This window comes from Ferruginibacter sp. SUN106 (assembly GCF_050611765.1).
Lineage (GTDB): Bacteria > Bacteroidota > Bacteroidia > Chitinophagales > Chitinophagaceae > Ferruginibacter.
Genome location: NZ_JBODJC010000001.1, coordinates 23,854 through 46,750 on the forward strand (window position 1 = coordinate 23,854; position 22,897 = coordinate 46,750).

A 22,897-nucleotide genomic window follows, 5' to 3' on the forward strand; every position below is an offset into this window, starting at 1 on the left:
CATGACAGAACAATGGCTGATACAAGACATCAAAAAATTGTTGCGACACCGCAATCGTGTTGTAATGCTGGATCCTACAGGCCAGTGTAGTTTTTCTTTGCCTATTCTGCATCAAAACCACATTAATGTAATTCAAACAGATAACAGTATTACTGAACAATGGCAGCAAGAAAAAGAAGAACTGATGTTACGTCATGAAGCTGAAACAACCTTTAAAGATGGCCCCGTTGTTTTTTATGTTACCCGCCAACAAGATAAACTTAGTTTCCTTTTTGATTATTGCTTCACACATGGCTGCCTCGATCTGAGCCATCCCCAGGATTGGCTAAAGAAAAAAATATTTAATCATGCCGGTTTGCAGGTGCAGCTAGATAATCCAATGTTACTTACAGCAGCAAAATTGGGCATTGGTAAAGACCTTGCCTGGTGGAAAAAGATAGTACAGGATTTAGAAGAAGTTATCAACCTTGATGATGAGTTGTTGCCATTTGTACACAACCCTGATGCTTATTTAAATACCAAGGATGCCGACATTAAAAGATTGTTTGAAGAAAAACTGCATGAATTATTAAGTCAACAATATATCAGCAAGCCGCCAAAGACATTAGCAGATGAAGTAGTGAAAAGAATGTTTGATGGTTTGGTAAATAATGAAATTTCTGAAACGCTGTTGGCTTTGTACTATAAATGGGCCGACAGTGCTACTTACCGTCCATCGTTAGATACATATATCCGCAACTATAAATTGAACGGAACTGCAAACCCCTGGAGTGCTCATCCTGATCATTGCTTTGTAAAACTGGACCTGCTTGCATTAAAACAAATTGCAGAGAATGTCCGGGATAAATCATTTGTAAGCGATAAACTACAAAAACTAAAGAAGCGGATTTTCTCATCCAAGGCTCAACTTTTTCTACCTGCATGGTGGCAGGATGTCTGGTCCTTATTTCATGCCGATACCAATCCACTATCAGCCTGCAATAACCTGAATGCTTTTGTAGAATATTATACCGGCACATTCTCCAAGGTGGATAGAGCCATACGGAATCTGTACGAAATCTTTTTAAATGACGCAACCATCATCCGTCCTTTGCAGGAATACTATGAAGGATTGAATCATTTGTTACTTCAAACCTGGTTTGGTTTTTATTCCGAATACAAATCAGATCAGCAAGGTTATTTGCCAAAGTTGTTTTCTACTGCAAAGCCTAAAACAGCAGTCATCGTTGGCGATGGGGTCAGGTATGAAATCGCTGATTTTGTAGCCAACGAATTGCAAAAGCATTTTAAGGTGGAGAAGCAAATCATGATGGCCGATATGCCATCTGAAACAGAACACAATATGAGCGCTTTATATGTAGGGAACAGGAAGGTTCTTCCGTTGCATAAAGACCGTGAAGCAAGTTTGTCGCAAACAACGAGTAAAACTATTGTTTATATTCCGTTGGAACAACTGAACTATGGAATAGAAGCGGATTATCTTCTATTAACTTACAAAGACATTGACAGTGTCGGAGAAAAATTACAACAGGCTGCTATTAAGTTATTCTCAGAGTTTGAAACAGTGTTAGTTGATAAAATTGCACTGTTGTTAAATATGGGCTATCAGGAAGTGCACCTCATCACTGATCATGGTTTTGTGCTTACAGGTTTATTGGATGAAGCAGACAAGATAGACCCAAATGCAACTGGTAAAAAAGAAGTGCATGAACGCTTCCTTCGCACACAAGATAAACAAACTAACGGCGAATGGTTAGCTTTTGAAGAACCTTATGGAGAGTACAACTATGTGTATGCAGCAAAGAATCATCGCCCATTTAAAACTAAAGGGGTATATGGTTTTTCGCATGGAGGGTTTACACCACAGGAGATTATCATACCAAAATTCAAGTTTTCCAAAATAAAATCCCAAACGTCACAGTTAGAGGTTTTTATTTCCAACAAAACTGATTTGAATGAAGTACCAAGTGAATTGTTTATAATCAGGTTAGATGCTCCGAAAGCACCAACTGACTTATTTGGTGGTATTAGAAAAGTGCAGATAAAGTTATATGCTGGCAATAAGGAATATCAGTGCAGCGACATAATTTCTATTGATGCCAATTCGATTGTGGATAAGGAATTTTCCTTTGGCAGCAATACTCAAGTACAGGCAGTGCTAATTGATGCAGCCACACAAGAACAACTGGATACAGCAATAATAAAAAAATCAAACCTCCGTGATTTAGGGGGCCTTTAAAAGAACAACAATTTCTTTTAGTCACCATAACAATTAATAAAAAAATGGGAAAGTTAACAGAAGAACAAGAAATGCTGACTGATCATAGATGGTTTCACCAATTGGCAGAATGGTTACTGGATAACCACAAGTCACTATATGAAGAATTGAAGCGAGAGGATGACTTAGAACTGTGGATAGTAAAAAAACTTGAGACAGCAATCGAAATGAGGGATGGAATAGTAGCCGATGGGATACATCCTAGCCAAGCTGATGAATTAGCAAAAGAGGATATGTTTTCTCTTTAAAGAATTATACTTGTTAAATTGATAAAATGATATCATTATGATTGTCTTAGATGAATTAGATAAAAAAGCATTAGATCACTTTAGAGGTTTTGTTGTGAAAAAGGATTTAGTAGGTATCATCAAAGGTGGTGCAAATGTACCTGCATTTGTATTGGAATATCTATTAGCTAATACTTGCAGTACTGAGGATGAAGAAAAGCTAAAAGAAGGCATGGAGAATGTTAAAAAAATTCTTCGTGATCATTATATCAATCCGGAAGAAAGCACCCTTATACAATCGAAGTTGCGTGAAAAAGGGAGGTATAAAATAATTGATAAAATTTCGGTTGAACTCGATCCGCAGAGAGACCGCTATTGGGCAAATATCGCTAATAGTAATATTAGAAAAGCAAATATCAGTGACGAATTGGTACGTACCCATGAGAAACTAATGCTTGGCGGCATTTGGGCAATTATTGAAATGGAATATGATCCGATGATTACAATTGGCTCAACAGTATTTCCTTTTGTGGTTAGAGATATTAAACCGATCCAGTTATCCAGCTTTGACAACACGAAAATTTCTGATAAAAGAAAAGAGTTCACTAAAGAGGAATGGAAAACCCTGCTACTTCGTAGTGCAGGCTATGAGCCACAAAGTGAAGGATTGAATGATCGTAGTTTGAATTTACTCTTATGCCGTTTAGTACCGTTGGTAGAAGCCAATTTCAATATGGTTGAGTTGGGTCCCAGGGCATCCGGCAAGTCCTACATCTATAAAGAAATTACACCCTATGCCATTTTGATTTCAGGTGGCCAAGGTTCAGTAGCTCAATTATTCGTGAACAATACTACTGGCCGTGTTGGCGCTGTTGGTTTGTGGGATGCTATCTGTTTTGATGAAAGTACAGATAAGTTATTCAAAGACCGTGATGCTATTCCTTTGATGAAAGATTACATGGAGTCCGGTTCTTTTTCAAGAGCAAAAGGAGGTGAGATTTCAGGTTCTGCTTCAATCATATTGAATGGTAATATCAATCAGCCTGTTGAAACTGTTTTGCAAACTTCTCATTTGTTCAGCCCTTTATCCGATGAAGTGAATTATGATACGGCCTTTTTAGATCGTATTAATTTATTCTTGCCCGGCTGGGAAATAAGCAAATTTAGCTCTAAGAATTTCACCAATCATTTTGGTTTTAGTACAGATTTCTTTTCTGAAATACTAAAATCGCAGCGAAAGACTACTTACTATGATGCCATTGATAATTACTTTACGCTTGGTGCTCATCTAAAGCAAAGAGATTCTAAATCGGTTCGTAGAATTGTTTCAGGCTTCATTAAGCTACTGCATCCTGATGGCATTTATACAAAGGAAGACATTAGAGAATACTTGGTAACAGCAATGGAAATGCGTAGGAGAGTGAAGGAACAGTTGAAACGTATTGGCGGCATGGAGTTCTGGGATACCAATTTCTCATACATTGACAAGGAAACACAAGATGAAATTTTTGTTGGCCTGCCCGAAGAAAGAGGCTCATCTCTAATTGAAAGTAATCCCTTGCCACCCGGAGTATGTTATACAGCAACAAGCGATGGAGAAAACAATTCCTTAGTTAAAATTGAAGTGGTGGCAATCCGAGGTAGTGGTAAAGTAAATGTGACGGGTACAAACAGCCAAGAAGTAAAGGAGAATATAAAAAATACCTACAACTATCTCCGGGCAAATGAAAAAAGTATTCTCAATGAACAGCATTCGCTTGCTGGTTACGATTTGAACATCCAAATTAGTAACCTGATGGGTGCTTACATTTTTGGCGGTATTGGAAGTGCTGTTTATGTTGCCATCATCTCAGCTATCTATAAAAAAAATCTCAAAGCTGGGTTGGCTGTGTTAGGAAATATCTCAATTGGAGGAGCAGTAGAAAGAGCTCAAAACTTTGCTGATAAGGTAACATTGCTTTCAGAAAATGGGGCAAAGACAGTATTAGTACCAATGGATAACTTAGGGGAAATGACAACATTACCTTCCAATATTTTAGGTAAAACAGATACTCCTTTTTATGGGAATAGTCAGATGTTGTTGCAGAAGGCGGTACTAGGGGAGTGATATTTCTTCGATAAATAGCGATGACAAGGTATATCAATTCAGCAGAATGTATTGGAAAAACGTAAGCCAGCAGAACCTGCCCATTAAAATCAAATATCACGAAATGGTGGCCGAGGATATTCCATTGCCCCACCCACGAAAAACTACCTGACCACGGCAAGGAGAGCCTGTGGTTTTTATAAAATAGTATCTGAAAATATATGCCAAACTGGTTTGATAAATCGGATAATGAAATCTTAGCTGTTATTAAAAAACAATTAGAAATTGGAGATGACCTAATTGTTGTTGGCAGGTTTGTCAACTATAAGGGCAAGGACAGTTTTATTAATATCAGAAACAAAAATTTTATTCCCCTGACTTATGTTGGTCAAGGGAATGAACATATTGGGCAAAAAATAAAAATTGAGATTAGAGAAAAGCATTCATACATTTTGCAAAATGAATGGTATGAATTCAAAATAAAATTGGGTGAAGAAGGTTTGAGGAAATTTCTCAATAATCCTACCCTGATTACCATTGATTTAAGTTTTGAACCAAAACTATTTCAACCAAAAGAAAAAGAATTTGTTCTTAACCTATACACCCGAAAGGCACATCAAAATTTGGAAAGTGACAGAAACAATATTCAGTCGTTAAGAATTATAGAAAGAGAAATAAATAGAGTTAAAGAAGCATTCATTTATGAGTTGCTTCAAAATGCTGATGATTACCCCTTACCAAATAAAAAGGTTGATGTAAAAATATTTACAACTACAAACGAATTTATTTTTTCACACAATGGAAGCCCCTTCAAGTTCAATAATGTTTATGCACTCTGTAATATTAATGATGGAGATAAACAAGATGATGTTGACAAAATAGGGTATAAGGGAATTGGCTTCAAAAGTGTATTCGCTTATTCAGAAAAAGTATTGGTAAAGTCAGGTAAATACATTTTTAAATTTGACAAAAAACACCCAGAATTCCAAAGGGAAAAACCTTTTCAGATCATTCCAATTTGGATAGAGAATTTAAGTGCATTGAAAGAACTGCCAATTAAAGAGAATGTGAATGTTGTTATTGAATCTAAGCTTGGTAAAAGTAAAATTGAAGAATGGAAAGTATTATTGAATGACATTTTCTCACAAGAATCTAGTACACCAGTAATTTTATTTTTGCGAAATATCAGGAATGTTTCTATTGACAGAGTTCTTGTTTCACAAACAACTAGAGAGTGGTGGATTCGTGAATTCAAGCTAAAACTACCAGAGGAAATAAAATCAGAGATTAAGAAACTATTTGAAACAAACACAGGAAATATCCCTGAAAAACTTGTAGGAGTTGATGAAATAGAAATTCAATTTTCATTGAAACATTCAGATTATCAAATCATTCCTTTATCCGAAGCAATTCTGTACAATTACCTTCCTACAAAAGTAAACTTAGGATTTTCCTTTCTTGTAAACTCCGATTTCATTCCGACTGGTGATAGACACTACTTGTTTGAAAACGAGTGGAATAAATATTTGATGAAAGAAGTAGGCAAGAAATTCTTTAACTGGTTAAATACTCTTTTCACTGTAAAGCATAAAACAACAGAACAGATAATCTTCAAAAGAGATTACTTGAAATTGTTGCCAGGTTTATCGAAGAACATTCAAGAACTAAGATCAAAAACATCCAATAATTTGTTTCTTTTGGAAGCGTTCAAGCAGGGTTTTGATTTGTCACTTTTAGGAACTGAGACCAATCCTGCAATTCCATTTATCCCTACACAATCAGGAACTTTAGAAATTCTTTCAAATATTTTCATTGACGAAACGGGTTTGGCTGATTTATTGAAAGAAGATTATTTCACACTTACCGGCATCAAAGAAAAGTTGATTCACAATGAAGTTGGTGAAGGGATTGAAAAAATAAAAGCACTAATTACAGAATACGAACAAGGAGTTGTTTACGGAGTTGGAGACTTGAAAACCGACCTTAAAAAAGTTGAGTTTCAAGAGTGGTTAAAGATTCCATCAAATAACTTCAAGCTCATTCACTATTTTAATTCAAAAGAAGAGTTACAGAGTTTGATTGTAACAGAAAAAATAATTTTATCAGAAGGCAGACAACTACACAAATCATCTTCATTGTTTGGTAGAATTCCTGAAGAAGTAACTTTTATACCAACTGAAAAGATAAACAGTGAGCTTTTGACTTTATTGGATGAGAATAAAATTTCCCTGGTACTAAGAGAGTTTAATGCAGTCAAATTTTACAATAAAAATATTTTAGGAAAGCAGAAGACTGTAAACGCTGCTTTAACAGATGAAACAGATCTTCTCAATTTCTGGAAATTCATATTTGACCACTGGAATTTATTTGAGAAGGAAAAATTAATAACAGATTCATTACAACAGTTTGAAGTTTTATGCAAACCAAAAGGGGGAAACGAATTATTAAAAAAAGTTATTTCATCCGCTTACTTGTCAGCTGAATTTAATTTTGCCAATGAGATTGAAAGTGTCGTAAAAGATATCAGCACCGATGCAGTATTTATTTCTGAAAAATACATTGAGAAGAAAAGAGAAGCAGAAAAATGGAAAAAGATTTTCAAACAGGCAGCGGCAATTACCGACTTACAAAAAGTAATTGAAGTTTTGTTGCCAAAACTTCCAGCAATTGAAGTTCCTAAACACTTTGAAATAACAAAACAAATTTTCAGGTTTTGGAAAGACTCTACAAACAAATTATCAGATGCGCAAATTGGGTTAATAAAAACTAATCTGAAAATAAAATGCGGTGACAATGAGTTCCGAAAATCAACTGAGTGTTTTATTTCTGACTATTACAACAACAATCAACTTATTTCCTCATGGCTTGCCAATATAGAACTTACAAATCAAATTGCGCAAGAGTATGCACCAAAAACTAATCAGATTGCAGAATGGAAGAATTTCTTTGCGCTGATTGGTTGTGTTGAGTTATCAGACAAGCAACATGTATTTGATGCTAAACTTAATTTCTTCATAGACTTGCAGGATCAAATGCAAGCAAGGCATTTTGAATTATTAAAAAGTATTTCCGAATTACATAAAGGCAAAAAAGAAAATGGTTTAAACTTCGATTTCGAAAATTCTTTGTCTCAAATTAAATTACAAACAAGTAATGCTGAATGGCATTTGCCAAATAACATTCATTTGTCAAACCACTACAAACCAAAGTTGAGTTTACAGAATGAGGAAGCAATAAATTCCACATTACATTTTCTATGTGAGAAATACTTTCCAACTGAAATTGAAAAGTACTTTCTAATTGAAATGGGAGTTAATGACAGTTTTAAATTCTCTACAACTGAGCTGAAGCGTAACGAAATTCCATCTCAATATAGGCAAGCGTTTGAAAGAAAGAGTAACTATGTCGTTCAAAATGCTGCACGGTATGCAAATCAACATAGGTTGGTAAATCACATTGACTTGAATTACAAATCGTTGTTAAACGAATTCAAATATGCTGAAATATTTTGGAGCGAAGTAAAAAAGCAAAACTCAAAGCACATAAAGTATTTATTTGGAGAAAGTACATACAAGATGGCTTTTAATTCTGTTTCGTTTGAAAACTTTGTGGTCAATTACATAAAACAAAACGCAACTCTTCCAAATCAAGAAGATAAATTGAGAAAACCAAACGAATTGTATTCTTTTCAACTGATCGATTATATTACCGATAAGAATGATTTGCAGAAATTTGACTTGAGTGAAATATATTTTAACAATGACGAAACAAAATCACTGGAGGATATTTTAGGCATTCAGAAACAACTTTCCCAAAAACATTGTATTGAGTTATTAAGTAGAACAGAAAACAGGCTAACATATGAATATATAACGAAACTTCAACTTGTAAATATTCTATCAGTTTATGCTCCAAGCGATGATGAAAAAGCAGGGTTATTTTTACTCAATAAACACCTTGAATGGAAACCTATATCTACATTGTTCATTTCAATAGATGAACAATTTCAAATTGAGCCAGATCAACAACTTCACGAAGTTTTTCATTCTATGGCAGATAATTTTGATATTCAAAAATTATCAGAAGATAATCTGGTTCTGAAAACAACCCCAAAAACTCTAACAGTTACAGAAGAAATTGGGCTGTTCTTTAAAAGTAAGGCAAAATTTATCGCCTTCAAAATTGACCATTCAAATTATGTGGAGATTGAAATGGAATTAATTGAAAAGGTTACTCAATTTAGATTTTATGAAGTAACATCTATCGCAATGGTGTTTCCTGAAATCAACCCGATTTACAAGATAGAAAGTGGCTTTCATTTTAACGATGCGGAAAATGGAGTTCTTTATAAAGACAACTGGAAAACAAATGAAGAAATTAAGGACTTCTTATTTCGGCTAATCCAACATGAAAAAATTGAAAGGTTATGGTTTGAAAATTTAATTAATCGCTGGGATGATGAAAAGATAATTGAAAAGCTAAATGAGGAAGTCGGAGCAACGCCTAAAGAATGGAATCCTGCCCAGGAACAAGAGAAAGAAGAACCGTTAAGTGACTATTTAAAAGAAGTACATGACTTCATTGAGGGAATGAGAAAGGTTGAGGATATTTATGATGCTGATAAAATTGAAGAACTTAAATCCATTTTAGCTACCTTTAAAAACCAGCCTGAGGAAAAGAAAAAAACGTTTAATCTGCTCGCAAAATTGAAGCTGTGTAAACGTCTTGGTTTGAATTATAATAATGAATGGGGATTTAATAAGATAGAAGAAGGGACAAATAAATATTTCATACATAGTGCTAGAGGCTCATTTGCATATATACATCCCCATGAAATTATACAAATGAGAGATAATCAATTTAAAATGGCAATCGATTACGGAACAAAGGACATTAGAATATATAATTCATATTCTGAAATACTGGAGCTTTATCATAATTATTTAATGCTTTATCAAGGTAAGCCAAGTGAACAGGAAATTCTTCGAATATGTGAGGAGAACCAAGGTAAAGGAAAATTTCATTTCTTAATTGTTGATCGGGAAAAGCAAACAGATGATGCTTTAGCAATATTAAAAATACTTAATACTGATAATTATGAATAGGTTGAATCATCTTAAACATATTGAACTTATTCGGGATGAACTTATTTATCAAACAAATGAATTTAATAAATTACTTAATACACAGGCCGCAAAAATGTTTGTTAATGGACAATTGTATTTATGCCGTTACCAGGGTTTTGACGAAGCCAGAGGAAATCTGATTGTTAAGTTTGACCATAAGGTATGTTTACCTCCGAGGAAAAACGAACACTTTCAGTGTTTCGTTTCCGAGATTCAGAACGACGCAGTGAGAAATTGGGGCGGGTTAACCTACAAAGATTTAAGAACAAAAGTTACTGCACAATTTGAATCAAAAACAGTTTTCTTCACTTATGAAAAGGATCACTCTATTGTTGGCTTATCCGGTGTAAAAGTTGAAGATGTCGAAAAATATCAGAAGAATGCATTGGTATTTTTAGCACCAACTGACCCCCCACTAAATTATCTATTAAATCTTTTGAATTTCTTAAAGGAAACACCTGCAAATTCAAATGAGATATTGTCCTTAGATATTAATGAAGTAAAATGGAACCCTAAACCATTAGTTGTCAATGAAGATATTGTAACAAATATTCAAACAGATTTAATTCAAAATGAAATAATAATCGTACAAGGTCCACCCGGTACGGGTAAAACATATTTAATGGCGCAACTTTGTAGTGCGTTTCTAAAAACAGATTATAGGATATTAGTAACTGCATTAACCAATAGAGCTTTAGTTGAATTGGCGGAAAAGGAGCATTTGAAAACCGGATTAGCAGAAGGTAAGATATTTAAATCAGCTCTGACAGCCGATGAATCTAAGAACAAGAAAATAAGAGGTATAAAGGCTTTTAAAAGCCTTAGTCAGCAGAAGCCTCAAATGCTATTGTCAACCTACTACATCATGTCTCAGATTGCTGCAAAAGCAATGGTTGCGGATCACTTTGATTACATTATCATAGAAGAAGCAAGCCAGGCGTTTTTATCAACGATTGCTTTAGCGAGAAAACTGGGCAAGAAATGCATAATTATTGGCGACACAAAACAGCTTGAACCAATATTCCATAAAGAATATGCACAGGAAGATATAAACAATTGCCACTGGATGGTTTGTGGGTTAAAAGCAATTAGCTACTATTTGCCTAAAACAAAGCAATACATACTTACAAATTCATACCGGCTTACACAAAATAGTGTTGATGCAACTAACTCGTTTTATTCTGGAATGCTAAAGAGCAAATCAGATGCCCTGCTTCCATTGAACTTCAGCCAGTTTCCATTGCTAAAAAATACATTCCAAAATAATGGGGGTACTTCATTGAAGATGTTTGAATTACCAGATGGTCGAATACCTTCAGGCGAGTGTTCTAAATTTATTGTTGAATTGGTTAATGAGTTAAAGCAATATAATGCTAAAGCTGAAATCGCTGTATTGGCATTTAACCGGGATACAATTCGTTTTCTACAAAAAGAGATTTTTTCTAAATGCTCAAATACAGAAGACGTATTGGTAGAAACAATTGACAGAATACAAGGCTTAACAACAAACTTTTGTATTTTCTTTATTCCAACTGAAAGCATACCGTTTGCTTTACAAATCAATAGGTTTAATGTAGCCACTTCCAGAGCCAGGTTCTGTACATTGCTTATTGCAGATAAAGACATACTTCACTTTAAGTCGATTTCGGAAGAGGTGTCAAATTATTTTAAACATATACAAACGAAATAGTAAAATAAAAGAAATTAATATGAAAGTAAATGGGGCATTAATAATGTATGATTTATACACTCAATTCATTGAAACTTGCATCCTGCAAGGGAATAGCTTACTAACAGATGATAAGGACATTTTTACCATTGCAATTACTGATGAGGTTATTGAGAGATTTATTACCAAAGGCTTGGTTGGTGGAGATAACTTTGAAACAAAGATTCGCAAACAATTTGAGGGTGCAGATTACAAAACCCTTCTATTCTTTGCTCATGCAAATTGGCTTTGGGCAATGTCTCCAAGTGATATAACTCAATGGAGGAAACAGCAGGTTGTTAAGGACGTGATGAATGATCAGGGTATTATTTTGCATCAGGATAAATTTCCAGCTCAGGGTTTTGGTTCGGCAGGTCAATGGCATCGACAAAATAAACATGCCGAAATTACTTTCATCATATTTCTGATTAAGCAATTGCTTTTATCAAAGGAAGCTGGTAATTTAAAAACAGTTGAAGATGCCAATACCATTGCCGAAAAGATTTGTTTGAAGTGCAAATACGATTGGGATGGCGATAAAGAATTTATTGATGAAGCAATTTGGAAGGCAATTCCGGAAGGAAAACTTGCAATGTATAACATTTTACCTCATTTATGCAATCCAACCCATTATGAACCAATAGCATCAGAGAATCATAAACATAGAATTATTAATACATTCCACAGCTTACTGGCGGATGCACCAAAAGATATACTGGATGGTAATTCAGACGAGAAGATTTTAGCCATTCGACAGAAAATTGCAGAATACTGGGGTGAACCAGATTTTAGTTTTTACGAGGCTGAATTAATAGAGATATGGAATTATTATAGTGGAATTTCTGACTTCGATGCTTTTCAAGCAATTCAATATAAGAAAGCCATAATTTTTTATGGTCCTCCTGGCACGAGTAAAACACACTCAGCGGAGCAATTGGCTACCAACTTGATATATCAGCATTATTTTGCAAAACCAGAGAATGTAAGGGCTTACTTTAAGGATAACCCGGAAATTAAAAAAGATCGTATCCATCACCTACAACTACATCCAAATTACACCTATGAAGATTTTATTGGCGGTACGCAATTTAAAGATGGGAATACAATCAAACAGGAAGGTTATTTATTAGAACTATTAAAAAACGTAAGAAAGGATGATTACCCAAATGTTCTGATCTTGGATGAAATAAACCGCATTGATTTATCACGATTGTTTGGTGAACTGTTTTCAGCTTTAGAAAAAAGAGAAACAGATATTGCAACTTCAGTTGGGAATTTCATCATCAATGTTCCAAAAAACCTTTATGTTATTGGAACTATGAATGAAATTGACTTCTCATTAGAAAGGCTTGATTTTGCTTTGAGAAGAAGGTTTGTTTGGTTTTTCTTTGGATATAATCAGGAAATATTGAAAAACATACTTCGTCAAAAGCGTACTACATTAGGTAGCAATATTAAAGATGAAGAAATTGAGGAGTACATAGCAAAATGTACAGCTCTAAATATTGCAATTGAAGGCATTGAAGAGTTGGGAAAACAATATCAGATTGGGCACACATTTTTTGCAGAGATTGTAGATATTCATGAATCATTTAGAAACTTAGAAGGGTTCCCCCGTCTTAAACTGTTACGTAAAAACGCCTCGGTAAAAGTTCTTTGGGATATATCTGTTAGGCCAATGTTAGAAGCATTTTTAGGGAATATGGATAGGGCTACAAAAGAAGAGCATATTAATAAATTGGCTCAAATTCTATTGCCATAATGCAATTAAATGACTGTATAAATATTGAAACAAAAGATTGCAGCTTGATGCAAATTCCTTCTGAACATTTGGAAGCAATAAAGTCATTCAACACAAATGCTGTAGCATTTAATTGTTTTAATTTTAAAACAATTCCATACACAGAAGAAAGTACTTCTTTACTTGAATATGATTACAAAAATAATTCATGGTGGTCAAGTAGGTATATAGGCGAGGCAAACTTTAAATACAACGCTCAAGAATATAAATTGACTATTCAACCAAGATTTGGTGAATTATTTTTATTTAGGATGTTCGAGGAAATATTTAGTATTCGGCTTACCCATTCAACAAATAAAATTACCAAGTACAATGATATTCAATTTTTGATCCGAAAGGTAATCTCATTTATTTGGGTTCAGCTTTTAGCAAATGCAAATAAGCATGGTGTGCCAAAGAAAAATGTTACTCGTTCTTATCAAGGTTCAAAAATCAAAGGTAAAATTGACATCACAAAAACGATTCAGTCTTTGACAAAACGGAATTTAATTTCATCATCATACAAGGAGAAAGCTGTTGATGCCACAATTTCTAGTATCATTTTACGGGCCTACAAAATACTTAAAACTGATTATGGATTAGACAGCATAAACTTACCTGATAACGCACAGGATGCTTTAAATGATTTGTTTGCGGAAATGAAAGATGTAAATAATGTAAATAATCATCAATACCGGAACATTGTTTACAAGGATATTTATGTTTCTTTTAAACCATTAGTAGATTTTTCATGGGATATTATTCAAAGGAAAAATATTCTCAATCAAGAAAAAAGTAATAAGCAAAATAAAGGGTTTAGTTTTTTTATTGACATGGCAGAAGTATGGGAATTATATCTTAAGTCGCTTTTGAAAAGGAAATTGCAACCAGAAGGCTGGAAGCAGGTTGATGTGAAACATTTTGTATACAACGATAAATTTTATGGTAGAAGTATCATACCTGATATTGTTTTATTAAAAGCAAGCCAAAGCGTTGTATTAGATGCTAAATATAAGCGGATGTATTTTTTTGGAAAGGAGTTAGATCGTACTGATTTCTTTCAAATTCATACTTATTCTGGCTATTATTCAATAAATAGTAATTTAATTGCGGCTGGCTTATTATATCCGATAACTTCAAAATCAGATAGTATTAAGTTGTTATCTCATCATTCCAAAGGGTTGTTTGGCGAAACAGCCTCAAGCACAAATTTTATTGTAGATGGCATTGATATCTCATTTTTAAATGAAGATTCAATTTCTCATGATGAGAAGATAGTTTTGATGAAGGAAAAAGAAACTCAGTTTATAGACCGTCTGGCTTTGACATTAAAAGGCACAATCAATTAGGCATTTTACAAACAACAAAATAAGCCACATTTAACGGACTCAAAAACAAGGCCTGTACTGTGTAAGAATTTCAATCCCTATTCTCTCCGTCAAACCTTCATGTTTCCAATCCAACGGATGACAACTGGCACTACATTTAAAAAATAAAATAAACTGCAAAGATAGCACCGGCACAAAGCCAACGCTTCCCAGCATAAGCACAAGGCCAACAGACAAAACCATCCTTTATACTGCCACCAACAATCCCGGTGCTGTGAGGGTGCGGTTATTTTGTTTAAATCTATCACTCTGGCAGTCCTTGTTCAGGTTTGGCTAGTTGGTAGTATTAGATTGTCATGCTGATCCATTTTATCTGTTAGTTAAATTTTTTCACGACAGCTGACAGATTGAATTACCTCGCCATATTAATCTCCCAGTCAGGGTTATCACTATTCAGTTTTATATTATTCGATAAAGAAACTGGAATGATACCGTACTGCTTGAAGGACACCTCCTGCATTTCAGTCGTTTGGTCGTTTCACCTACGTGGAATCAGTCATTCAGTTGTTAGCATCCTGCAATTATTATCCTGCTCCGATTGCCCAACGGCAGCAGGTCAAAGCTATCCTAAAACTCAGATTGGGAAGTTATAAACCTTGGCTTCTATTTACAATATATGTTCATGAAATATGTAGTATAAGTATATTATTTTTTTTAATAAAAAAAATCTGATACATATACGTGTCAATTAACAAATGATGTTTATATTGTATGAGAATTGATTTACAATAAATATTTCAATTGTAGGCCTAAAAAAATAGCTATTTGTCGAGTAGATTCTTTCTGGGGAATTTTGAAAATAGCTTTTTCGCAAATAAAACTTAATATTTTAAAGTTATGTGGTTTAAAACTGAAGGCCATATAGAAATTGAAAATGGCAAATTGCAATTTGCAGGAAGAGACCTTGAGACTATTGCAAAGGAGTTTAACACACCAATCTATGTGTGCAATTTAAAAAGGATAAAGGATAATTACACCAGAGTAAAGACGACGTTTCAGTCTTATGCTATTGATGGGGTTGGTTCCAAAATTTACTTTGCAATGAAAGCAAACGGTGCGGAAGAAATTTTGAATGAATTGAAAACATTGGATGCAAACATTGAAGTATCTTCTCCTTTAGAATTAGAACGATTGTTAAAGCTGGGCTTTGACTCGAAGAAAATTCTGTTTACAGGAATTGGTTTTGGATTGCATAATACAAAGACTATTGCAGAATCAGGGGCATTGATAAACATTGATTCCTTTTCACAATTAGAGCATTTCAAAGAATTTGCACCGCTTGATATTTCCATCCGCTTAAATCCCGGAATTACATTGGGATTCAATGAACGACTTGAAATGTCCGGAGAAAAAGTTGGAGCAGGTAAATTGGGCATCCATAAAGACAAAATTATTAATGCATATAAAACTGCAAAAGGGTACGGTTTGAATCCAGTTGGCTTACATCAACACATCGGTTCAAATTGGTCTGCAGATAAGCTTCCAACTTTTTTCAAAGCAGTTGAGATTGCACTAGATGTTGTGAAGGAGCTGAAGCAACACGGTATTGAAATAAAGCAATTCAATTTGGGTGGTGGTTTAGGAGTTAGAAGTTCAGAGACCTTGAGAGAATTTCCTTTGGATGAATACTGCAAAGGCATTTGGAATTTAGTAAAGAAATCAAACTTAACTTTTGAGTCGGTGAACATTGAACCTGGGAGATATATAGTTGCTGATTCTTCAGTTTTATTGGCTACTGCCAACATGGTTGAAGAAAAGGGGGGCAGAAATTACGTTGGGTTAGATTGTGGTTTCAATACTTTTAATCACAAATTTCTTTATGGCATTGAGCCAGAAATAAGCAATGTTTCAAAGTTCAATGAAAAAGAATTTGACGACTATTGCGTAGTTGGATATTTGGGTGAATCAGGCGATGTTTTCAATGAAATAAAGGAACTTCCTAAAACTGATATTGGTGATATAATTGCAATTTTTCCTGCTGGAGCTTATTGTGCTTCTGAATTAGCAGACTATCACATGCAACAACTTCCCAAACAATTATTCTTAGATAAAGCAAAAAAAGAATTTGATATTTTCCCATTCTGTAAAGTTTGCCCAAAAAATTGTTGCTATATCGGAGCTGTGAATGTATTGCCTGATGAATACAAAAAAATAGTTGAAAGAACAGGCAGAACTGATGTATTCAAGGAGGAAGAAGGCTATTTCATAATTAACAAAAAAAAGGGGGAAGGCTGCCCTTTTTTATCTAAGGACGGAGTTACTTGTTCGATACAAGATATAAAGCCAACCGATTGTAAAGTTTGGCCTTTATACTTTGACCAAAATGGAGGTGTTGAACAAAATACAATCAGCACTGATTGTCCAGCACACAAATTTATGCCCTACGACTATTTAAGGGAATTGCAAGTTAAACTCAATGATATCCCGCAAAATTTGCGCAAAACATTCTATAACGATACTTTTCGCTTTGGATATAAAGTTGAACCTTTTAAAATAAAAAAAGATGATAACTGACAGCAACAACTCTTCGGAAAAATATAAATCCATTTACTCAACACTATTTGGGTTGGGAATAACCTATTTTCTGACTCATGCCTTCAAATACTGGACTTTTGTCTCAGGTCCAGAAGGAATTACTTGGAACATCAATATTGTAATGTTTGTTACTATTCAATTATATTTCTTCATCAACTATTTTCGTTACTTATTTGGACTTAGGAGATTTGCAGAAATGACAGGGGAGAAATTTATTCCCAAAGAAAGTGATTGGATGTCAACAAAAAGCAATTTGTTCGTCACTTCTGTAAAAAACATTTTGAAATTGCTAATTGTAAATGTCGGAGTTTTCCAGCTGCTTATTTTCTTTGCTATATCTTTCATAATAATTCCTGAAGTAGGCATCGAGTCTGTAGACTCAAGAAATGTATATAAATATTTAGATAGTAATTTAGTGGGGATTTATAAATGGTTTTTTAAATTAGACGTACTACTATTAGTCTTTGATGTTTTTGCTGTTATAGGGTTTAGATATTTAGATTCAGACATACAACCGAGTGAAAAGAATGAAGTTTCTATTTGGGTTTTAGCAAATGGTATAGAAATAGCATGTTGCCTTTTGGCTTTACTGGTTTTAAGAAATGGTAGCCAATCAGATTACACAGTAGCATTTACTTTTGTAATAATAAAATTCTTTATGCTAATAACTGAATTATTGGGTGGCTACTACATATTTCAGCGAATAAAAAACTCACTTCAACCCAAAATTGAAAATGCTGAAACTAAATAAAATTGGAAAATCATTCGGCTCAATTACAGCTTGCGATTTGATTGATTTGTCAATCAAACAAGGAGAGTTTTTTTTTATTCTTGGTTCAAGCGGTTGCGGAAAATCAACTTTGCTTAAAATCATTGCGGGACTGTTAAAACAAGATTCCGGCGACATAGAATTTGATGGAGTTTCATACAATGAAATCCCGCCTTATGAAAGACCGTTCAACATGGTATTTCAAAATTATTCTTTATTTCCTCATTTATCAGTGTTTAATAATGTTGCCTTTGGTTTGAAAATGAATAACACACCGAAGATTCAAATAAAAAGGAAAGTTGAAGAAACTCTTTCACTCTTTCAAATTTCAGAGTTAGCAGGCCGCAAGCCTGACCAGTTAAGTGGCGGACAACAACAAAGGGTTGCTTTAGCAAGAGCAATTGTAAATCAACCCAAGATTTTATTGTTGGATGAACCTTTATCAGCATTGGATGAAAAGTTAAGATTGAGTATGCAACAAACACTTAAAGAACTCAAAGCTAAATTGAATACAACTTTCATTTATGTAACCCACAACCAAGAAGAAGCTCTTTCAATGGGTGATAGGATTGCGATAATGAATAAGGGAAAGATTGAGCAGATAAGCACGCCAAGAGATATTTATTATTCACCTTTGACAAGGTTCATTGCGGAATTTATGGGTGAAGTAAACATTATTAACTATCGTGTCCTTTTCACTGATTGCAACATAGAATCAACTGAACAATTCAATGATGAGAAAGAATTTCTTTCGTTCAATCCTGATGGACTGAAAAGAAAAGAAATTGAAATTGTAAGACCAGAGGATATTGAAATTAATTCACAGCCGCTTAATATAAGTGAATATGCAGAAGTGAAAAAAGGGAAGGTAATTCAAATATTATTCAAGGGAACTACAACAGTATACATAGTGCAATGCGAAGATGGAATGGTAATGAAGTCAACAGATTTCAATGTAGGGTTTATAGGAAATATTTTAACTGACACTGAAGTTTACATAGGTTGGAAAAAAACAGCAATAAAAAATGTTGAAGCATAAAATTACATACAGCAGATTAAGGAATTTATTCCTTCTACCTTCGGTAGTATGGATAGCAGTTTTCTTTGTTGCACCTGTAATACTTGTGTTGGTTTTTAGTTTTTTCGAACGAGGTATTTATGGTGGGATTGAGTATAATTTTACTGTAAAAAACTTTTTATTGATTTTTGATGATTTGTATTACAAACCCGTCACGAGAACATTTTTTGTTGCTTTGTTAAATGCTACGATTTGCCTTTTGGCAGGTTATCCATTGGCTTACTATATCTCAACGCGGGGTAGCAACAAATTCAAGAATACTTTACTCATTCTTGCATTACTTCCATTTTGGACAAACTTCCTGATTCGGACATTTTCTTGGATGATGCTTTTAGGAAATGAAGGTCTAATCAATTCCACCTTAATGAAAATGCACTTGATACACGAACCATTGCAACTGCTTTTTACTCCTTTCGCAGTTCAACTTGGATTGCTTTACAATTATTTGCCGTTTATGGTTTTGCCTCTATATGCTTCAATAGAGAAGATTGATAAGAATTTATATTTAGCATCAAACGACTTAGGGGCATCGGGATTAAAAACATTTTGGAATGTTACATTGCCATTATCAAAGCCGGGAATTTTGACTGGATTATTTTTAGTTTTCATACCAACATTAGGTGAATTTGTAACACCTGATTTATTGGGCGGAGCTAAATCACCAATGCTTGGAAATATTGTCAAAGATCAATTTCTAACGGCAAGAAATTGGCCTTTTGGGTCAGCTTTAGTTTTTGTCATTATGATGCTAATACTTTTATCAATCATTCTTAGGGACAAAGTTTTCAAAATTCAATCAACATGAAGAAGAGGCTTTTATCCACATACTCATTGTTTGTATTTGCATTTCTGTATTTGCCTATTCTTGTATTGGTTATTTTCTCTTTCAATAAAGACAAAATAAATTCATCGTGGAGTGGCTTTACTTTGAATTGGTATTTCCGACTATTTCAAAACGAAGATTTACTAAATTCATTTAAACTTAGTTTCATGATTGCATTCACTTCTGCAATCGTGTCAACAGTCATTGGCACATTCACAGCGTATGCTTTATATAAATTTAATTTCAGAGGAAAGAAAGCATTTCAATCACTTTTAAATTTGCCAATCATTACCCCTGACATTGTAATTGGCATTGGCCTATTACTTTTCTATGTAATGATAAATTTTACACTTGGTTATTACTCTGTTTTATTTGCTCATATCACATTTAACATTGCATATACGACTCTAATCGTTTCAACAAGGTTCCACTATATTGATGTGAATCTTGAAAACGCTGCAATTGATTTAGGTGCAAAACCCTTCCTGGCTTTTCGGTATGCAATAGTTCCTGCAATAATGCCAGGGATAATTGCTGCAATACTAATTGCCTTTACGCTTTCTTGGGACGATTTTATTGTTTCATTCTTTACCTCGGGTGTTGGAACAACTACGCTGCCTGTTAGAGTTTATTCGATGATTAAGATGGGGGTAAATCCCCAGATAAATGCTATATCAACAATTACTTTGATTGTATCTTTGATATTAATAATAATTGCACTGAAATTACAAAAAAGTAAAATTGCAACTTAAATAAAATCAGAAAAATGAAAAATAATACGCCGGTATTTTCACTAATTTTAGTTGTATTATCAACTACAATTTTATTTCAATCTTGTTCTAATAATCAACAAGGCACAGAAGAGAAAAAACTTTCAGACAAATTGAATATTTATAATTGGGATGGTATTTTGGCACCGAATACTGTTCCTGATTTCGAAAAGGCAAACAGTTTAAAAGTTACCTATGATCTCTATGCAAGCAACGAAGAATTGCTTGCTAAACTACAAGCAGGGGCTAAAGGTTATGATTTAATTTTTCCAAGTGATTACATGATAGATATAATGAAAAAACAGAATATGCTTGAAAAGATTGACTTTTCAAACATTCCCAATTTCAAAAATATCAGCCCGAAATTCAAAGGACTTCCTTTTGACCTTCAAAATGAATATTCAGTCGCTTTTGAATATTCAGCTGTGGGAATTGCAGTTGACACTTCAAAAGTTAAAGGCTTTAAGAGAAGTTGGAGCATGTTGTTTGATGAAAAATATAAAGGACATATTTCAATGTTGGATGATATTCGCTACGGAATGGTTCCAGCTTTAAAATATTTAGGTTACTCAATAAACACAACTAATGAAACGGAATTGAATGCGGCAAAAGAGTTGATGATTAAGCAAAAGAGATTGGTTAGAGCATATTCAAGTGACACTTATAGAGATATGCTTAAATCAGGTGATGTATGGATTGCAGAAGGTTACACTGGCGATGTTTACCAAGTGATGAGAGAAAACCCAAACATTATTTATTTCATTCCGGATGAAGGTTCTGCATTAGCAGTTGAAAGTATGTGTATACCCAAAGGTGCTCCACACAAATACACAGCAGAATATTTTATGAATTACATATTGACACCAAAAGTTCATGGCACAATCACAAATAATTCTTTGTATGCAAATCCTAATGATTCGGCGAAGGCTTTTATTGATTCGAAAATTGTAAACGACAAAGCTATTTTTATTGACAATACAATTATTGACAAAAGTCAATACATTCAGGATGTTGGCAATTCAACCAAGTTTTATGATAAGGTATGGACAACCATTAAATCAAACTAATTTATATTAAGATAATAGTTTCCTAATCAATGGGGCACTAGGTCTGTAATCTAACTTGTGTCGATTGGAATATCTATGCGTAGGGTATAATTTAGGAAGAATTGAACTAAAAATGCCGAAAAAACATTGTTAATTTTATATAACCTTAGTTTTTTGCCAGAGAAGTCCATGCATTTTCCACAGCGATAAGATTTAATTTAAATTAACATACCTCCTAAAACTTCTTTTATCCCTATGTCCAGATATTTTCCTGACCATTTGCTTTCCTAAATGAAGCTGCTGGCTTATTGAAATAAATGCCCTGTGGGCCATATGTGTTGTAATGATTTCATGTTACCGGGAAACTTCGATACGCAAAAAACTCGCTCTTATAATTTAATGCGCCCGTTCGACTGCTGTTAATTACTTTATGTCTTCAATTCTTACGTATTCTTAAATAAGCGAATACTCTGAGCAACACTTTTTACCTGATGTCTTTCAATGAAATTCAATATATCAGAAAGTTTATAATAAAGTTTTCCACCAATTTTCGAATAGGTAATCTGCCCTTCTACTCTGAGATCGCAGGCGTGTCTTTTTGAGATTTTTAAGAAGTTGCAAAAATCAACCTCATCCAATATTACCTGATCAGGTGGTCGTTGCATATTATAAAGTTCATGACGAAGTTCTCTAAAGAACTCTTGGGCTGAAGTACTTTGAAAAATTTCGGAATTTTGCATAACAATATAAGTTTAACCTTTTTGGTTTTAAAGTAAAAAAAATCTATGATTTTTCAAATTAAATATTGATAATTTATTTGGCACGTAGTTAAGAAGAATCCTGTCCTTTCTTCGTCTCTTCATCAAAATCACATAATTATATTACAAAAAAAATGGTGAAACATTTCGATTTTTCCTCTAAAAATGTTGCTTTTTTATAGATTTTATTATAATAGTTTTGAAAAAAGTAATCAATAAAATCCCTTTACGGACAATGGCATTATACAATCAAAAATAGAGTATCGTAAAATTCATATCGGATTTTATATTTGTTCTACCCTGCGAATGAATGAGCCATCTATTGAGTTAATCAAAAAAAATAAAGTAAATAATCTGCTTATTTATCAGAGCAATCTTTCAATCATCTTAAGAATTCATGTTCGGCATTAATGAAATGATAGACGAAGTTTTTAGTTTTTTTTGACAAAAAAGGGAAAGAACACAATATGCAAGCTATATTAGAATTGTTGTTGCCCCATATTCGTAATCAGTATAGTTATTCTT

General features: G+C 33.8%; 14 protein-coding genes. 13 read left to right on the forward strand and 1 reads right to left on the reverse strand.

The annotated features are described in order from the left end of the window. Nucleotide 1: 1 nt before the first annotated feature. The 13 genes from ACQ334_RS00080 (at nt 2) to ACQ334_RS00140 (ending at nt 21,635) form a co-directional block, all read left to right on the forward strand. The gene (locus tag ACQ334_RS00080) at nt 2-2,239 is read left to right on the forward strand and encodes a hypothetical protein (protein ID WP_430986103.1); all 2,238 of its coding nucleotides are present in this window, start codon (nt 2-4) and stop codon (nt 2,237-2,239) included. Nucleotides 2,240-2,283: 44 nt separating this feature from the next. After that, complete coding sequence (locus ACQ334_RS00085; protein ID WP_430986104.1) at nt 2,284-2,526, forward strand: hypothetical protein; 243 nt, start codon at nt 2,284-2,286, stop codon at nt 2,524-2,526. Nucleotides 2,527-2,563: 37 nt separating this feature from the next. Continuing rightward, a complete protein-coding gene (gene brxL, locus ACQ334_RS00090; protein ID WP_430986105.1) occupies nt 2,564-4,612 on the forward strand; it encodes a protease Lon-related BREX system protein BrxL in 2,049 nt (682 codons plus the stop codon). A gap of 200 nt (nt 4,613-4,812) precedes the next feature. Beyond that, a complete protein-coding gene (locus ACQ334_RS00095) occupies nt 4,813-9,696 on the forward strand; it encodes a sacsin N-terminal ATP-binding-like domain-containing protein (RefSeq protein ID WP_430986106.1) in 4,884 nt (1,627 codons plus the stop codon). Continuing rightward, a complete protein-coding gene (locus ACQ334_RS00100) occupies nt 9,689-11,407 on the forward strand; it encodes an AAA domain-containing protein (RefSeq protein ID WP_430986107.1) in 1,719 nt (572 codons plus the stop codon). Before ACQ334_RS00095 ends, ACQ334_RS00100 begins: the two co-directional genes overlap by 8 nt. 19 nt (nt 11,408-11,426) lie before the next feature. Then, complete coding sequence (locus ACQ334_RS00105; protein ID WP_430986108.1) at nt 11,427-13,187, forward strand: AAA family ATPase; 1,761 nt, start codon at nt 11,427-11,429, stop codon at nt 13,185-13,187. Beyond that, complete coding sequence (locus tag ACQ334_RS00110) at nt 13,187-14,554, forward strand: 5-methylcytosine restriction system specificity protein McrC (RefSeq protein WP_430986109.1); 1,368 nt, start codon at nt 13,187-13,189, stop codon at nt 14,552-14,554. Before ACQ334_RS00105 ends, ACQ334_RS00110 begins: the two co-directional genes overlap by 1 nt. Nucleotides 14,555-15,430: 876 nt before the next feature. After that, nucleotides 15,431-17,107, forward strand: a complete 1,677-nt coding sequence (locus ACQ334_RS00115) for an alanine racemase (protein ID WP_430986110.1) — start codon at nt 15,431-15,433, stop codon at nt 17,105-17,107. Continuing rightward, on the forward strand, nt 17,097-17,879 hold the full coding sequence (locus ACQ334_RS00120) for a hypothetical protein (protein ID WP_430986111.1): 783 nt from the start codon (nt 17,097-17,099) through the stop codon (nt 17,877-17,879). The genes ACQ334_RS00115 and ACQ334_RS00120 overlap by 11 nt, the downstream gene beginning before the upstream one ends. Continuing rightward, nucleotides 17,863-18,936 carry an ABC transporter ATP-binding protein gene (locus ACQ334_RS00125; RefSeq protein ID WP_430986112.1) on the forward strand — a complete coding sequence of 358 codons (1,074 nt, stop codon included), beginning with the start codon at nt 17,863-17,865 and terminating at the stop codon, nt 18,934-18,936. The genes ACQ334_RS00120 and ACQ334_RS00125 overlap by 17 nt, the downstream gene beginning before the upstream one ends. Further along, complete coding sequence (locus ACQ334_RS00130; protein WP_430986113.1) at nt 18,923-19,780, forward strand: ABC transporter permease; 858 nt, start codon at nt 18,923-18,925, stop codon at nt 19,778-19,780. Before ACQ334_RS00125 ends, ACQ334_RS00130 begins: the two co-directional genes overlap by 14 nt. Before the next feature lie 185 nt (nt 19,781-19,965). Next, nucleotides 19,966-20,550 (forward strand): ABC transporter permease, encoded by a 585-nt coding sequence (locus ACQ334_RS00135; protein ID WP_430986114.1) that lies wholly within the window; start codon nt 19,966-19,968, stop codon nt 20,548-20,550. Between the two features lie 14 nt (nt 20,551-20,564). Continuing rightward, on the forward strand, nt 20,565-21,635 hold the full coding sequence (locus ACQ334_RS00140) for an ABC transporter substrate-binding protein (RefSeq protein ID WP_430986115.1): 1,071 nt from the start codon (nt 20,565-20,567) through the stop codon (nt 21,633-21,635). A gap of 422 nt (nt 21,636-22,057) precedes the next feature. On the opposite strand, the gene ACQ334_RS00145 is transcribed toward ACQ334_RS00140, so the two are convergent. Then, nucleotides 22,058-22,354 carry a helix-turn-helix domain-containing protein gene (locus ACQ334_RS00145; protein WP_430986116.1) on the reverse strand — a complete coding sequence of 99 codons (297 nt, stop codon included), beginning with the start codon at nt 22,352-22,354 and terminating at the stop codon, nt 22,058-22,060. Nucleotides 22,355-22,897: the final 543 nt, after the last annotated feature.

What these genes read in the sequence shown, in the direction of transcription:
- ACQ334_RS00130 (WP_430986113.1), top strand. Translation starts at nt 18,923, where the DNA reads ATGTTGAAGCATAAAATTACATACAGCAGATTAAGGAATTTATTCCTT.
- ACQ334_RS00105 (WP_430986108.1), top strand. Translation starts at nt 11,427, where the DNA reads ATGAAAGTAAATGGGGCATTAATAATGTATGATTTATACACTCAATTC.
- ACQ334_RS00145 (WP_430986116.1), bottom strand. Translation starts at nt 22,354, where the DNA reads ATGCAAAATTCCGAAATTTTTCAAAGTACTTCAGCCCAAGAGTTCTTT.
- ACQ334_RS00115 (WP_430986110.1), top strand. Translation starts at nt 15,431, where the DNA reads ATGTGGTTTAAAACTGAAGGCCATATAGAAATTGAAAATGGCAAATTG.
- ACQ334_RS00080 (WP_430986103.1), top strand. Translation starts at nt 2, where the DNA reads ATGACAGAACAATGGCTGATACAAGACATCAAAAAATTGTTGCGACAC.
- brxL (WP_430986105.1), top strand. Translation starts at nt 2,564, where the DNA reads ATGATTGTCTTAGATGAATTAGATAAAAAAGCATTAGATCACTTTAGA.
- ACQ334_RS00095 (WP_430986106.1), top strand. Translation starts at nt 4,813, where the DNA reads ATGCCAAACTGGTTTGATAAATCGGATAATGAAATCTTAGCTGTTATT.
- ACQ334_RS00100 (WP_430986107.1), top strand. Translation starts at nt 9,689, where the DNA reads ATGAATAGGTTGAATCATCTTAAACATATTGAACTTATTCGGGATGAA.
- ACQ334_RS00120 (WP_430986111.1), top strand. Translation starts at nt 17,097, where the DNA reads ATGATAACTGACAGCAACAACTCTTCGGAAAAATATAAATCCATTTAC.
- ACQ334_RS00125 (WP_430986112.1), top strand. Translation starts at nt 17,863, where the DNA reads ATGCTGAAACTAAATAAAATTGGAAAATCATTCGGCTCAATTACAGCT.
- ACQ334_RS00135 (WP_430986114.1), top strand. Translation starts at nt 19,966, where the DNA reads ATGATTGCATTCACTTCTGCAATCGTGTCAACAGTCATTGGCACATTC.
- ACQ334_RS00140 (WP_430986115.1), top strand. Translation starts at nt 20,565, where the DNA reads ATGAAAAATAATACGCCGGTATTTTCACTAATTTTAGTTGTATTATCA.
- ACQ334_RS00110 (WP_430986109.1), top strand. Translation starts at nt 13,187, where the DNA reads ATGCAATTAAATGACTGTATAAATATTGAAACAAAAGATTGCAGCTTG.
- ACQ334_RS00085 (WP_430986104.1), top strand. Translation starts at nt 2,284, where the DNA reads ATGGGAAAGTTAACAGAAGAACAAGAAATGCTGACTGATCATAGATGG.